The sequence below is a fragment of the Novosphingobium sp. SG720 genome, assembly GCF_012275365.1.
Taxonomy (GTDB): Bacteria; Pseudomonadota; Alphaproteobacteria; order Sphingomonadales; family Sphingomonadaceae; genus Novosphingobium; species Novosphingobium rhizosphaerae.
Genome location: NZ_JAAZQN010000001.1, coordinates 330,189 through 344,991, shown reverse-complemented (window position 1 = coordinate 344,991; position 14,803 = coordinate 330,189). Strand labels below are relative to the sequence as shown.

Annotated in this window: 6 protein-coding genes; 2 read left to right on the top strand and 4 right to left on the bottom strand. The window is 67.3% G+C overall.

Features of this window, described 5'->3' with window-relative positions:
- Positions 1-93 precede the first annotated feature (93 nt).
- The 3 genes from FHW94_RS01625 to FHW94_RS01615 are packed head-to-tail and all read right to left on the bottom strand — an operon-like array spanning position 94 to position 7,663.
- Positions 94-2,676, bottom strand: coding sequence for a glycoside hydrolase family 3 C-terminal domain-containing protein (locus FHW94_RS01625; RefSeq protein WP_168554050.1), 2,583 nt, complete (start codon positions 2,674-2,676; stop codon positions 94-96).
- Positions 2,676-5,285 carry a glycoside hydrolase family 2 protein gene (locus FHW94_RS01620; protein ID WP_168554049.1) on the bottom strand — a complete coding sequence of 870 codons (2,610 nt, stop codon included), beginning with the start codon at positions 5,283-5,285 and terminating at the stop codon, positions 2,676-2,678. Before FHW94_RS01620 ends, FHW94_RS01625 begins: the two co-directional genes overlap by 1 nt.
- On the bottom strand, positions 5,282-7,663 hold the full coding sequence (locus FHW94_RS01615; protein WP_168554048.1) for a family 20 glycosylhydrolase: 2,382 nt from the start codon (positions 7,661-7,663) through the stop codon (positions 5,282-5,284). The genes FHW94_RS01620 and FHW94_RS01615 overlap by 4 nt, the downstream gene beginning before the upstream one ends.
- Positions 7,664-7,886: 223 nt before the next feature.
- Between FHW94_RS01615 and galA the strand changes: the two genes are divergently transcribed.
- Positions 7,887-10,865, top strand: a complete 2,979-nt coding sequence (gene galA, locus FHW94_RS01610) for a beta-galactosidase GalA (protein ID WP_246865841.1) — start codon at positions 7,887-7,889, stop codon at positions 10,863-10,865.
- A 48-nt stretch (positions 10,866-10,913) separates the two neighbouring features.
- Here the strand turns inward: galA and FHW94_RS01605 are convergent, their stop codons facing one another.
- Positions 10,914-11,657 carry a copper homeostasis protein CutC gene (locus tag FHW94_RS01605; RefSeq protein WP_168554047.1) on the bottom strand — a complete coding sequence of 248 codons (744 nt, stop codon included), beginning with the start codon at positions 11,655-11,657 and terminating at the stop codon, positions 10,914-10,916.
- A 392-nt stretch (positions 11,658-12,049) separates the two neighbouring features.
- On the opposite strand from FHW94_RS01605, the gene FHW94_RS01600 reads away from it, so the two are divergent.
- A complete protein-coding gene (locus tag FHW94_RS01600) occupies positions 12,050-14,788 on the top strand; it encodes a TonB-dependent receptor (RefSeq protein WP_210425437.1) in 2,739 nt (912 codons plus the stop codon).
- The last annotated feature ends 15 nt before the right edge of the window (positions 14,789-14,803 follow it).

The window sequence follows — 14,803 nt, the reverse complement described above, 5'->3', positions numbered from 1 at the left end:
TGGCCAGCGCCGCTGCACCCTTGACCAGCGAGCGCCGATCGAGCGCTGCGGGGGTGAGAGGGGCTTTGGTCACGTCTTGGCTCACCTTGGCCGTCACTTGGGCATCTCCTGCGCTCGGCCGGACAGGGTAAAGCTCACCCAGGTGCCCGGCCCGTCTTCGGGCTGGCCGTCGCCGATCCACGCCTTGTACGTGCCGGGAAGAACCCGGCGCGTGCCGCGGCGGTCCACCACCGCCAGGTTGCGCGGATCGAGCGTCAGCGTCACCGTCTGCATTGTGCCAGGGGCCAGGTTAACGCGGGCGAAACCGGCCAATTGGTGTTGCAGCAAAGGTTCGGTAAAAACCGCTTCGTGCGCCACAGCCGGCGGCACGACATAGGCCTGGACCACGTCTTCCCCCGCCAGCGCGCCCACGTTTTGCAGGCGCACCGAGAGCGTGACCGGCGCGGCGGTATCGCCGGCGTTCACCGCCGGCGCGGAATAGGCAAAGCGGGTGTAGGACAGGCCATGGCCAAAGCCCCACAGGGGCTTGCCGGAGAAAAAGCGATAGGTCCGCTCTTTCATGCCATAGTCCACGAAGGCCGGCAGATCGGTGGTGCGGCGATAGAACGTGACCGGCAGGCGCCCCGAAGGATTGCTGGCGCCCGAGAGCACATCGGCCAGCGCGGTGCCGCCTGCCTGCCCCGGATACCACGCCACCACCACGGCATCGGCCAGCGCCGGGTCCATCGCCACCGCGCTGCCCGTGGCCAGCACCGCCACCACCGGCTTGCCCGTGGCGCGCAAGCGGGCCAGCAAGTCTGCCTGGGGGCGCGGCAGTTCGATTTCCGAGCGGTCCCCGCCAACGAAGCCGGGCACCTGCACTTGCAAGGCTTCCCCTTCGAGATCGGGCGACAGGCCCAGCACCGCCACGATCACGTCGGCGTCCCTGGCCACGGCCAAGGCCTTGGCCTCTTCCGCGCCGGCAGGCGGCAGCCACAGCAGGCGCAGGCCTTCGTCGTCGCCATAGTGATCCAGCTCCAGCCGGATCGGCTGCGGCGTGCCATCGCTGTCGAGCGCGAATTCGACGCGGGCATTGCCCAGCGGGCCGGCATGAAGCTGCTTGCCGCCCAGCGACAGCGCCACGTCATCGTGGCGGTGGCAATCCTTCCAGCATTGCGGCGCGTCGATCGCCAGGCGCCAGGCGCCCGGGCCGGGTGGCACCAGCGTGCCCGTCCACCGTGCGGAAAAGCGCTGAGGATCGAGGCCGGCAGGCGCGGCGCGGGTGAAGTTGAAATCGATCCGGCGATCCTGCCGCGCCAAGACCAACTTGCCGCCCGCATCGCGGTATTCGCCGGCCAGCCCCGGCTTGCCCCCGGCGGAAAGCGCGGTTTCGGGCAGGACCACCGGCGCGCCTTCGGCCAGGACGGAGCCTTGCGCATAGACCACGTGATCGGCGCCGAAGCGCGCGCGCAGGCCATCGAGCGGCGTGACGGGCGCGGCGGCGGTGCCGTGGTAATTGCCTTCGAGCACAGCCAGATCATCGGCATTGGCGCCGATCACCGCCAACCGCATGCCCGGCTTCAAGGGCAGCACCCCGCCCTCGTTCTGTACCAGGACCATCGTCTTGCGCGCGGCTTCCAGCGCCAGGGCGCGATGGTCGGGCGTGTCGACCTGCGCAGGCTTGATCCGTGCCCATGGGTTGGGCTGGCCAAAGGCGATGCCGAGCCTGGCGCGCGCAGAGAGGGAGCGCACCAGCGCGCGGTCCACTTCGCCCTCGCTCACCAACCCGCGCCGCACGGCATCGGGCAGCGCGCCATAGGCGCTGCCGCAGTTGAAATCGGTGCCGCCCCTGATCGCCGCTGCCGAGGCTTCTGCCGCGTCGAAGGCATGATGGTGGAACTGCCAGATATTGCCGATGGCATCGCAATCCGACACCACGAACCCGGTAAAACCCCAGTCCTTGCGCACCCGCTGGTTGAGCAGGGCATCGTTGGCGCAGGCGGGCGTTCCCGCAATGGAATTGTAGGCGCACATCAAGGACAGGGCGTGGCCCTGCGTCACCGCCATGCGGAAGGCGGGCAGATAGGTCCATTCCAGGTCTTGCGGGCTGGGATCTACATCGAAGCTGTCACGCCCGGCTTCCGGCCCGGAATGGACGGCCAGGTGCTTGGCCGTGGCAATCACGCGGGGATGGGCGAGGTCCGGCCCCTGCAAGCCCTTGATGAAGCCCACCGCCAGGGTGCCCGTCAGCAGCGGGTCTTCGCCATAGGTTTCCTGCCCCCGGCCCCATCGCGGATCGCGGAAGATGTTGATGTTGGGCGACCAGATCGTCAGGCCCTGGTAGATGCGGCGGTCGGCGGCGACGGGATGGGCGTTGAACCGCGCGCGCGCCTCGGTGGAAATCACCGTGCCCACCCGCTCCATCAGCGCCGGGTCCCAGGTGGCGGCAAGGCCGATGGCCTGGGGGAACACCGTGGCCACGCCATTGCGCGCCAGGCCGTGCAGCCCTTCGTTCCACCAGTCATAGGCCGGCAAGCCCAGGCCCGGATCGGCGGGCGCCGTGTTTTGCAACTGGGCGGCCTTACGCTCCAGGCTCACGCCCTGGAGCGCGGCGGCGACTTTTTCCTCCACCGGATCGGCATGCGCCGCCGTCGAAAGGGCAAGGCAAAGCGCGGTGGACACAAGCAACGAACGCATCAGTGGCTCCCGGCCAGGGTGCGCAGCACCAGGGCGCGGCGCAGGGCGGCATCGGGTGCCGCGCTGGTGATGGACAGAGTGCGGCTTTCGCCGGGCAGCAGGTCGAACCCGTTGTCGTCGGCCGCCGCATCGAGCGTGCCGAAATCGAGCATGACCGCGCGCGCCAGGTTACGCGCGGTCAGCGTGACCTGGCGCCCGTGCCAGGCCATGGACAGGCCCGGATCGGGGTAGGCCATGGCCTTGGGCAAGGCGCGTTCCACGATCTGGCGGCTGACCAAAGTGCCGCCGATGGACAGTTCGGCCACGGCATAGGACGTCGTCGGCGCCGCCGCGCCGAAGACTTTCGCGTCGTCCACCTGCGCCGCCTCGGTCACGCCATTGGCCGCCAGGGTCACATCGCCTTCCGCGCGGCCCAGCAGGGCGCCATCCATGCCGCGTCCGGTCAGCCGCCAGTGCGCGGCGAGCGGCGCCTGCGCGTCGGACACCAGAGCAACGCGCGTGGTGCCGCCCTTATGCTCGGCCACCAAGGCCTGGGGCGCGAAAAACCGCCGCGCGGCATAATGCAGCAGCTTCCACCGCCCGGCATGGTCGATGCTCGACCACGAAATCGCCGGCCAGACATCGTTCAATTGCCAATAAAGCGAACCCATCGTTACCGGCGCGCAGGCGCGATGGTGGCGCGCGGCCATGTCGATCGCCTGCATCTGGTTGACCTGGGTGAGATAGGCAAAGTCTGCCAGCCGCGCCGGGCCGCTGCCCTGCGCCGGGCGCAACCGCGCATCGAGATAGAAAGCCAAGCGGCTGTTGCCTTCGCCGGCCAGGAATTTCTGGTGCGCCTTCATCACCGGGTTTTGTGGGTCGGAGACTTTCGGCCCGGCAAATTCGGCAATCGTCGCCATGCCCGGCATGGCCTGGAACCCATATTCCGACATGAAGCGCGGGCAGGTATCCAGGTAGTTTTCCACCGGCTTGGAGCCGGACCATACATCCCAGAAATGGCGATCGCCCGCCGCATCGGTATCGACCGGGCCTTCATAGTCGGTCGATGGCGAACCCGGCCAATAGGGTGTCTGCAAGCTATGCGCCGCAACGGCATCGCGCAGCACGCGGTCGAACAGCACGGTCATGCTCGTGGCGATGCGCTCCTGCTCGTCAGGGCCCACCGCTTTCTTGAAATCCTTGCGGTCCGACCAGTTGGCCCAGCCCGAGAGCACTTCGTTGCCGCCGGTCCACACCACGATGGAGGGATGGCTGGAAAGGCGCGCCACCTGCTCGTCCGCCTCGGCCGCCACGCTGGCGCGATAGGCCGCGTCTGGCGGAGGCACGGCGCCACCGAACATGAAGTCCTGCCAGATCATCAGGCCCAGGCGATCGGCGCTGGCGTAGAACGCATCGTCCAGGTACGTGCCGCCGCCCCACACGCGGATCATGTTCATGTTGGCCGCCCTGGCATCGGCCAGCATGCGGTCCATCGTGGCGGCAGTCACCCGCGAAGGGAAGCTGTCGAACGGGATCAGGTTGGCGCCCTTGGCAAAGACCGGCACGCCGTTGACCTTGAAGCCGAAGGCGCCATTCCCCCGCATCAGTTCGACGGTGCGCAGGCCCAGGGTGCGGCTGGCCGCCTGCCCGGCCCCGGCGCCATCGACAATCCGCGCCGCCACCTTGTAGAGCGGCTGCGCGCCCAGGCCCACCGGCCACCAGCGTTGCGGCGCGGGAATCGTGATCGGCACCGTCACCACATTGTGGCCCGGATCGACCGTTACCTGGCGCGTGACCGGCGGCAACGCGGTGCCATCGGGCGCAGTGACCACCAGTTCCACCGTGAGCGGCGCGGGGCTGTCTGCCTCCACCGCCAGCCGCGCGGTCAGCCGCGCTTCCCGGTCGCCCAGCGCATCCTGCTGCACGTCCAGCGTCGCCAACCGCGCGCCGTCCCAGCCGTCCAGCCGCACGCCGTGCCACAGCCCGATATTGACGATGCGCGGGCCCCAGTCCCAGCCGTACTGATACTTGGGCTTGCGGATATAGGGCGAAGTCTGCACGCCCTTGGGCTCGTCACCAAAGGCAGAATCGTATTCGCCGGGCAGCGGATGGGCTTCCTTCAACACCATCGGCTGCAAGGCGCGGATGGGCGAGGCAAAGCGCACCACGATCTCGTTCGCCCCGGCGTGGAGCAACCCGCGCACCGGCACGCGCCAGCTGCGATGGGCGTTGTCGGCCTTGAGCACGTCCTGACCGTTGACGCTGACCGTGGCGAACGTGTCGATCCCGTCGAACGCCAGGTCGAGATGGCCGTGCGCCAGCATCGCCGCAGTCACGTTGAGCGTGCGGCGCATCTCCCAGGCGGAAAGGCCGGCCCACTGGATCGCGGCTTCGTTGGTGCCGATGAACGGATCGGGCACGCGGTGCTGTTCCACCAGCGCCTGCTGCACGGTGCCCGGCACCGGCATGGCAAACCACTGCGCCTCGCGCGGGTGGGCCTTGGCGGCGGCATCGTCTGGCGCAATGCGCGCCTGCCAGCCGGCATCGAGCGACAGCGCCTCGGGCGCGGCCAGCGCCGGTGTGGAGACGGTGGCCAGCGCCAAAGCCGCGAAGAGCGGAAGCCGGCTCATTGCCCCCACTTCACCTGCTCCACGGTATAGAACGGGCCGGCGGTCGATGCGGTGAACTGGAAGCACACGTCGCTCTCATCCGGCAGCCCCAGCTGCGGCAACGTGGCGCTGAACGAAAAGCGCTGCGGGGTCTTGGCCGGATCGGGCAGCGGCCAGGTGGCGAGCACTTTGGCGCCGGGCATGGGATCGTGCTCCTTGGCGCGATCGTCGGCCGCCTTTTCCGCCGCGCGGCACCCGGCCGAAACCACCAGTTCGCCAAAGGGGCTGGTGGCATAGCGTTGGATCACCGCGTGCTGGTCATGCGCCAGGCCATAGTTGCGCGGCAGGCGCGCGACTTCCACCGTGATCGCCTTGGCATGGGCCAGCGGCGCGTGATCATCGGCCATGCAGGCATCGAAGATGTTGACGTTGTAGGCCGGGCCATTGGCCGTGGCATCGGCATTGAGCGGCACGCGCAAGCCCAGCGCGCCGCGCGGGCAGGCCGAAAGCGCGCTGTTGGCGGTGGTCAGCAGCGCGTCACGCGTCACGTCGAACCGGCGCGGGGTGGAAAGGGCCACGCCATCGGGCGCGAAATCGGCGGCGGTTATCACCGTGCCCGGCGCCACTTGCAGCGGCGTGGCATAGATGCGCGAACGCGCGGTGGGCGCCTTGCCATCCAGCGTATAGCGGATCGTGCCATAAGGCGCCTGCGTGGCCAGCACCACGGTCAGCCGCCTGGCATCGAGCGCGACCCCGCGCGGCTGCGCAATCTTGAAATCCACCGCCAGCGCGCTGTCGGCCACTTCCAGGCCGCCAGCCCGCCAGCGCCGCATCTGCGGATCGAGCCGGGCCAGGAAATCCTTGTAATCCTTGGGCCGCGCCGGATCGCTCCACACACTTTCGGCCAAGGCGCCGATGCGCGGGAAGATCTTGTGCTGCACTTGCCAGGGGGTGACAAGGTATTCGGCCCAGGCATTGGCCTGCGCGCCCAGCACGTGGCCTGCCTTGTCCGCGCCGATGCCTTTGGGCATCGGGTCATAGCGATAGACCGCTTCCAGCGTCTGGATCGCGATGCGCCCCGGCGGCGCGTCGCCCCGATCGGACTGCAGATTGTCGAGATAGAGATTGGGCGCCGGGCTCAAGACCACATCGTGCCCGGCGTTGGCCGCATCGACCGCGCCGGCTTCGCCCCGCCAGCTCATCACCGAGGCCGAGGGCGGCAGCCCGCCTTCGAGGATTTCGTCCCAGCCGATCAGGCGGCGGCCATGCTGCGCGAGGTATCCGCCAAGCTGGTCGATCATCCAGCTCTGCAGACCGTTTTCGGTCTTGATGCCGAGATCGCGCATCTGCGCCTGCACTTGGGCTGCACGCTCCCACTGGTCCTTCACCGCCTCGTCCCCACCCAGGTGGATATAGGTGGACGGGAATACGGCCATCAGTTCATCGAGCACGTCTTTGACGAAAGCCATGCCTTGCGGGCCTGGGTTGAACAGGTACGGGTTCACGCCCCAGTCACCCGAAACCGGCGGAGTGCCGCCCAGCACGCCCAGATCGGGATAGGCCGCCACCAACGCCTGGGCGTGGCCGGGCAGGTCGATTTCCGGCACGATCGTAATCCCGCGCGCGGCGGCATAGGCGACCAGCGCGCGCAATTCATCCTGGGTGTAGAACCCGCCGCTGCGCGGGCCGGGCCCCTGACCGGTTTCGGGCTCGGTGCGCCAGGCGCCCACTTGCGTCAGGCGCGGATACTTCTTCACCTCGAACCGCCAGCCCTGGTCATCGGTCAGGTGCAGGTGCAGCACGTTGAGCTTCACTGCCACCATCCCGTCGATCACCGCGCGGATCGAATCGAGCGGCTGGAAATGGCGCGCCGTGTCGATCATCAGCCCACGCCAGGCAAAGCGCGGTGCATCGCTGAGCGTGACGGCAGGAACGCGCACCATGCCCTTGCCCGGTGCGCCGGCAAGCTGTTCCAAGCTCATCGCGCCATAGAGCAGGCCGTGATCGCCCGCGGCAGTGATCACCGCGCCGCCCGGCGTCACGGTCAGGGCATAGGCTTCATCGCCGCCCTTGCCGGCGGCGGCCCGCGCGAAACGCACGGTGCCGGAATCGCCTTCCACCACCCGCAACGACAGGCCGCGCTGGGCCGCCAGCCGCGCCGCAAGCAGCGTGGCGACGGCCTTGGCCGCGGCATCGCCCACCGGCACGGCCAAGGTGGCGCCATCGGCGAGCAGCAGGCCGCCCTTGCCCGGCGCCACCTGGGCGGGCCAGGGCACCAGCGGCAGGACGGGCGCGGCGGCGGCGGATGAGGCGGCCGCCACCAGGCCGGCCGCGACAACCACAGCGGCGCGCCGCTGCCAACCGTGCCTGCGAGCCTTGCCGTCCAAGCGTGCCACCATGTCTTTGTCCCTTGCCTTCGCCCGCATGTTCATCTCGGCCGAGAGGTAACCAAAATATATCCAATACGACAACAGGTATTGTGCAACGCATGGCAAAAAATCCGCCCGGCAAAGCACACATCGCCTGATCCAGCGCATTCGCCCCATGTCGGGCGTTGCCGGAAATACATTACCAATGTAAATCCTGTTCCACCCTTGCCGCCAAACCCGGGACTCCGCCGCCATGCCGCCAGCCGATCGTGCCCTGCCATCCCGCCGCACCCTGCTGAAAGGGGTGGCGGGCTGGGCCATGGTGCAGGGCCTGGGCTGGGCTGCGCCGGGCCAGGCGAAGCCGGCACGCCCCTTTGCGGCGGACACCGCCTGGGGCCTGCTGCCGCCCACCGCCACCCTGCCCGGCGGCCTGCGCATGCCCGCGCCCCTGCCCGGCGCCGCGCCACGCCTGCCGGCGGGTGAGCCGGGGCGCCTGTCGCTCGATCAAGGCTGGCTGTTTCACCTGGGCGATATTCCCTTTCCCGAACCGGCCGATCACAACGCCACCTATCTTTCCGTCAAGGCCGGCAACGCAAGCGGCGCGGCCGCGCTCGATTTCGATGCATCCGACTGGCAGAGTGTCACTCTGCCGCACGATTGGGCCAGCGCACAACCGTTTGATCGTACGGCCAATGTTTCACAAGGTTATCGCGCGCGCGGGATCGGCTGGTATCGCCGCCTCGTGCGGCTGGACCCGGCGCTGGAGGGCCAAAAACTCGAACTGCGCTTTGATGGCATCGCCAGCCATGCCACGGTCTGGGTCAACGGCAGCGAAGTGGCGCATTCGTGGTCGGGCTATACCGGCGTCACCATCGATCTCACCCCGTTTGCCCGCTATGGCGACGATCTCAACTGGATCGCGGTGCGCGCCGATGCCACCGTGCGCGAAGGCTGGTGGTATGAAGGCGCCGGGATCTATCGCCATGCCTGGCTGGTGGTGCGCCCACCGCTGCATATCGCCGCCGATGGCGTGCATGGCCATCCGGTGCAGGCGGCCGACGGCATCTGGCAGGTGCCCATAACCGTCACGCTGGGAAACCTTGCCGATGCCCCGGCCGGCGCCAGGGTGCGCGCCATGGTGCGCGATGCGCAGGGCCGCCTGCTGTGCCAGGGCACAGCGAGCGCGCAAGTGGCCGGCCTGGACCAGGCCGAAGCGAGCATGGTGCTGACGCCACGGGGCGCGCCCGCGCTGTGGTCTCCCGATGATCCGGTGCTGCACGATCTGGTGGTGGAACTGGAACGCGAAGGCCCGGCGACGGGCCAGGTGATCGACCGCCGCACCGTGGCGATCGGCTTTCGCCAGATCAGCTTCGATCCCGCGCGCGGCATGTTCCTCAATGGCGTGGCCACCAAGATCAAGGGCGTGTGCCTGCATCAGGACCACGCCGGGGTGGGCGTTGCTGTGCCCGATTCCGTGGTGCTATGGCGGTTGCAGCGCTTGAAGCAACTGGGCTGCAACGCCATCCGCATGACGCATGGCGCCTGCTCTGCCGAAGTGATGGACTGGTGCGATCGGCTGGGCTTCCTGGTCATGGCCGAAAACCGCCTGTTCAACCCCGCGCCCGACTATTTGGCGCAGCTGGAATGGCTGGTGCGCCGCGATCGCAACCACCCATGCGTGTTTGCCTGGTCGGTGTTCAACGAAGAACCGATGCAGGGCACCCATGCCGGCAAGGAAATGGTGCGGCGCCTGCGCGCGGCCGTGCGCCGGCTCGATCCGGCCCGCCCGGTGACCGCGGCGATGAGCGGCGGGTTCTTCAATCCCGAGAACGTCGGCCAGGCGGTCGATCTCATGGGCTTCAACTATTACCAGGGCGATTACGATCGCTATCACGCGCTGCATCCCGATCAGCCCATGCTGAGCAGCGAAGACACCAGCGCCTATGGCACGCGTGGGGCGTTCACCAGCGCGCCCGACGCCCACGTGATCACGTCGCTGGACAAGGAAGCGGCAGGCTGGGGCGCCACGCATCGCCAGTCGTGGCAGGCCATCGCCAGCCGCCCGTTCGTGGCGGGCGGGTTCGTCTGGACGGGCCTTGACTACCATGGCGAACCCACGCCCTATGCCTGGCCCAGCGTGGGCAGCTTCTTTGGCATCATGGACTTGTGCGGGTTTCCCAAGACCGCGTTCGGCATCCGCCAGGCGCAGTGGCTGGATACAGCGCCAATGGTGTGGATCGATCCGCACTGGACCTGGCCCGGCCGCGAAGGGCAACCGATCGAAGTCTTCGCCGTGACCAACGCGCCCGCACTGGAATTGCGCCTCAACGGCAAGACCGTGGCGCGGGTGGACAAGGCGGACCGGATCATGGGCCACACGTTCCACATCCCCTATCAGCCCGGCCGGATCGAAGCGCTGGCCCTTGATGGCGGCCGCGTGGTGGCGCGCATGGCGCACGAAACCACGGGCCGCGCCGTGGCCCTGCGGCTGACCCCGGCGCGCACGGCATTGGCGCGCGATGGGGCGGATGCCATGGCGATCACCATCGATGCGATCGATGCCGGTGGCCGCCATGTGCCGGTGGCGCAACATGGCATCGGCCTGTCCATACGCGGCGGCGCGATCATCGGGTTGGGCAATGGCGATCCCAACAGCCACGAAAGCGAGAAAGGCACCCAGCGCAGCCTGTTCAACGGCCTGGCCCAGGCGATCGTGCAGGGCGATGCCGGCCTGGTGCCATTGGTGTTGGAAGCGCACACGCCCGGCCTCACCCCCGCCCGGCTCACTTTGCCGCGCGAGGCGCGCACCGCGCCGCCCGCCGTGGCGGCAGAGGCACCGCGCCAGCGCGTGGAACGCTGGCTGCGTTCGCCCCGGCTGCCCGCGCGGCCCGATGCCACCCTGGCCCCGGCGGCGGGCGACAACAATTCATGGGACACCGTGGGCACGCCAGCCATGGAAAGCGGCCCGGCGGGCTGGCGCAGCTATCGCGCCACGATCACGCCATGGCGCGCAGTGGCGGCGCATGGCGGGCAATTGCGCTTTGCCGGGCTGGCCGGGGCAGCGGAAATCTGGCTGGATGGCACGCTGCTGGCGCGCAAGACCGATCCCGCGCCCGCGGCGCTGGCCGTGACGGTGCCGCCGGGCAACACACCGCGCGAACTCGTGGTGTTGATCCAGGCAGAGACCGGCCGCCCTGCCGGCCTGACCGGCAGCGTGGATCTTGCCCCGTAAGACAAGCGATCGACGACGGCTTCAAAACGATGCCTTTATAATACCACTTCAATCTGTTGCAGCACGAAATGCGGCCACGCGGGCAGGATCGGTCTGCCGCGCGGGCTGGTCGGCGGCAAAGCCCAGCGCGACGAGGCGGGCAAGGTCTGCATCCGGGCCCGGCCACGATACCGCCACGCGGCACGAAGCGTGGAATTCCGTCACGCCCACAGCGCGCAACGCGGCCACGACGGCCGGATCCAGCCCGCCGCCAGCCATGATCGCAATGCGGCCGCGCGCGGCCCGTACCAGGGCGGCAAAGCGATCGACGGCGTCGCCCGCGCGGACAGCGCCGGCGGACGTGAGAATGCGATCGAACCCCAGTTCCACCGCCGTTTCCAGCCCGGCCAAGGGATCGTCCAGCAGGTCGAACACGCGATGCAGGGTAAGCGAAAGGGGAAAGCCACGGGCGGCACCGAGATCGTGCGCATGTGCCACCCAGCCCGACAATGCCGCGCAATCAAGGCCTTCGGGCCCACCACCACCGATCACCGCACCGGCCAGCCCGGCCTGGGCAAAGCTGGTCAGATCGGCGCGCACCAGCGCGCGGTCTTGCGCGTCATAGCGGAAATCGCCGGGACGCGGCCGAGCCAGGGCATGGACCGGCAAAGGCTGGCGTGCCGCCAGGGCCACCAGCGAGGCGGGCGGCGTCAATCCACCCAGATCGAGCGCGGCACACAGTTCCACCCGCGCCGCACCGCCCGCCAGCGCCGCAGCCAGCCCCGCTGCATCTTCTACACAGACTTCCAGCATCGTGCCTCCCTGCCGCCATATCGGTTGCGCCATGCCTGCCGGCACCGCGAATCACACCTTGCCTGATGTGGCTTTGTTTTGGTCATGACCACGGCAAACCGAAAAAATTTTCGCGGCGCGGCCGATATGCCGCACCACCCATCGCACAGATTGCGCAGAACCCCTTAATTTTCCCACATTTTTTCAAGGTATTTCGGAACGCTGTGCCGCGCCGCCGATCGTGAAGTTTTGGTGGACATGCGGTTTCATTTAAGTGACATATTGCACGGCGGTTGGACTTAGATTGGTTACAAACCAAAATGAGGTGAACAGCCGCAGCAAGGTGAGCAAACACCGTTTCAGGGTTCAACAGCATCGTACCCGGACGACCGGGTGGGATTGGGGGTTCTAAGATGTCATTCTTCCGCGCAGCACTGCTTGCCACCACCGCAGCGTCGATCGTTTCGTCGCCGGCCATGGCACAGGACACCCAGGCCGCCGCACCGGCCAGCGCCGACGCCGCTTCCACCAGTGCAGACGCGACGCCCGCCGATGCCATCACCGTGACCGGCATCCGTGCCTCGCTCAAGAACGCGATCGACGTCAAGCGCAGCGCGATTGCCGTCATGGACGTGATCACCGCCGAAGGCGTGGGCAAGTTCCCCGATCGCAACGTGGCCGAATCGCTTTCGCACATTCCCGGCGTGGCGGTGGACCACCAGTTCGGCATTGGCGAGCGCGTGTCGATCCAGGGCACCGATCCGGCGCTCAACCGCATTTTCATCGACGGGCACTCGATCGCCTCGGCCGACTGGGGCGGCAGCCCCGGCGACGTGACCGGCCGCACGTTCAACTATTCGCTGCTCGCGCCCGAAGTGATCTCGCGCGTCGAAGTCTACAAGTCGCCCGAACCGTGGATCGACGAAGGCGCGCTGGGCGGCACGGTGATCGTGCGCACGCGCAAGCCGCTGGACATGAAGGCGAACTCGCTGACCGGCTCGATCGGCGTCAACTACAACGACCGCTCCAAGATCGCCAATCCGCGCGGCTCGCTGATGTACAGCTGGAAGAACAAGGACGAGACGTTCGGCATCCTGGTTGCCGGCACTTATGACAAGGACTCGCTGGCCCGCGCCGGGATCGAATACTTCGGCTATTCCACCGGCAAGGACTTCCTGCAGAAGGACGCCGACGGCAACCTGCTGACCGACGCCAGCGGCAACTACATCCCCAAGAATTCGGCGCTCCAGGTCAATGGCGGCAGCCTTTCCGACCTGGCCAACTCGCGCTATCCGGCCGGGATCAACCACGCCTACTTCAAGCAGACGCGCCAGCGCATCGGCGGCCAGTTCGCGATCCAGTATGCCCCCAGCAGCGATTTCGAGCTGATCGCCACGGGCATGCACATCCAGGGCACCTACAACAACTTCTCGCAGTCGGAATTCATCTATCCGAACTACAACCCCAGCAACATCTCGTCGGTCACGCTGTCCAACGGCCTGATTTCCAAGGCGACGATGGCCGATGGCACCAGCACGCAGGCCGAGCTGGACATGAACTATCGCAAGACCAAGGTGACCAACGACAGCTATAACCTGGCGGGCACCTGGCGCCTGAGCGACAGCTTCACGCTTTCGGGCAACGGCGGCTGGAGCAAGGCGACCGGCGGCACCAACCCCGAATACCTGATGTCGCTCTATTCCAACGGCGGCTACACGTTCGACTACACCGGCTCGTCCACCAGCGTGAACTACAATACCGCGCCGACGAACACGAGCAGCTGGGGCCGCTTCTCCACCTCCACCCAGACCCTGCCCGATGGCAGCACGATCACCGGCTACCAGATCGGCGGCATCGCCACCTCGCGCCAGAAGGACGAGGAATTCTATGGCCAGCTCGACGGCAAGTGGGACGTGAGCGACGCGTTCTTCAAGGACGTGCGCATGGGCATCAAGGCCTCCAGCCACGAAAACGCGCTGACCGTCACGGGCTCGAAGGTGTTCTACACCGACCAGGTCTCGCTCAGCGATTTCACCACCCACCTGACGCCCTCGGGCCTGTTCAGCGGCCTCAATGACAACGGCAACTCCAACCAGTTCGCCACGCTGACCGAGCAGGGCGTGATCGACGCGCTGAACGCCGGCATCTATGTCGACACCGGCATCGACAAGAGCTCCACCTACAAGGTGCGCGAAAAGGTCGCCAACGCCTATGTCCAGCTCGACTTCGGCACGGGCCCGATCCACGGTTCGGGCGGCTATCGCATGGTCTATACCAGCGACCGGTCGAACTATTACGCCACCACCGACGGCGGCAACACCTATACCCCCACGGTGTCGAACAAGGACTACCTCAAGTTCCTGCCCAGCCTGAACCTGTCGTGGGACATCAGCGACACCTTCAAGCTGCGCGGCGCCGTGGCCCAGGTGATCGCCCGTCCGCGCTATGCCCAGCTGGCCGGCGCGTTCAGCCGCAGCGACACGAACCTTACGGCGAGCACCGGTAACCCGGATCTCGATCCCTATCAGTCGACCAACTATGAACTGTCGGCCGAATGGTATTTCCGCCCCGGTTCGCTGCTGTCGGTGGAATATTTCCGCCGCGAGATCAGCTCGTACATCGTGACCAAGACCGTGTCGGAAATGCTCACCCCGCTGGGCAGCACCACGGCGCAGGAATACCAGGTGACCAAGCCGGTCAACGCCAGCAACGCCAAGGTCAACGGCGTGTCGGTGGGCTTCCAGACGCCGATCTGGGGTGGCTTTGGCATTCTCACCAACTACACCTTCGCCGATGCCAAGAGCGGCGTGGATGCCGATGGCAACGTGGTCAACCTGCCCTACCTGTCGAAGCACACGGTCAACGTGATCCCCTACTTCGAAAAGGACGGGTTCCAGGCGCGTGTCAGCTGGAACTGGCGCAGCGACTACTTCACCGGGGTGGGCCGCCTCAACTCGGTGGACAAGACCGCCGGCTATCACCAGCTCGACGCCTCGATCGGGTACAAGATCAACGAGAACCTGACCGTGCAGGCCAATGCCCAGAACCTGCTCGACTCCACCTACTTCTCGTACAGCGGCACCAAGTCGGCGCCGACCGCGTTCTACAAGAACGGCCGCGTGTTCGCCGCCACCTTGCAGTTCGCTTACTGAGCCGTAACCCCAGAC

Bases quoted from the DNA above. Each gene is read 5' to 3' on its own strand.
- FHW94_RS01625 (WP_168554050.1), bottom strand. From the start codon at position 2,676: ATGCGTTCGTTGCTTGTGTCCACCGCGCTTTGCCTTGCCCTTTCGACG.
- FHW94_RS01620 (WP_168554049.1), bottom strand. From the start codon at position 5,285: ATGAGCCGGCTTCCGCTCTTCGCGGCTTTGGCGCTGGCCACCGTCTCC.
- FHW94_RS01615 (WP_168554048.1), bottom strand. From the start codon at position 7,663: ATGGTGGCACGCTTGGACGGCAAGGCTCGCAGGCACGGTTGGCAGCGG.
- galA (WP_246865841.1), top strand. From the start codon at position 7,887: ATGCCGCCAGCCGATCGTGCCCTGCCATCCCGCCGCACCCTGCTGAAA.
- FHW94_RS01605 (WP_168554047.1), bottom strand. From the start codon at position 11,657: ATGCTGGAAGTCTGTGTAGAAGATGCAGCGGGGCTGGCTGCGGCGCTG.
- FHW94_RS01600 (WP_210425437.1), top strand. From the start codon at position 12,050: ATGTCATTCTTCCGCGCAGCACTGCTTGCCACCACCGCAGCGTCGATC.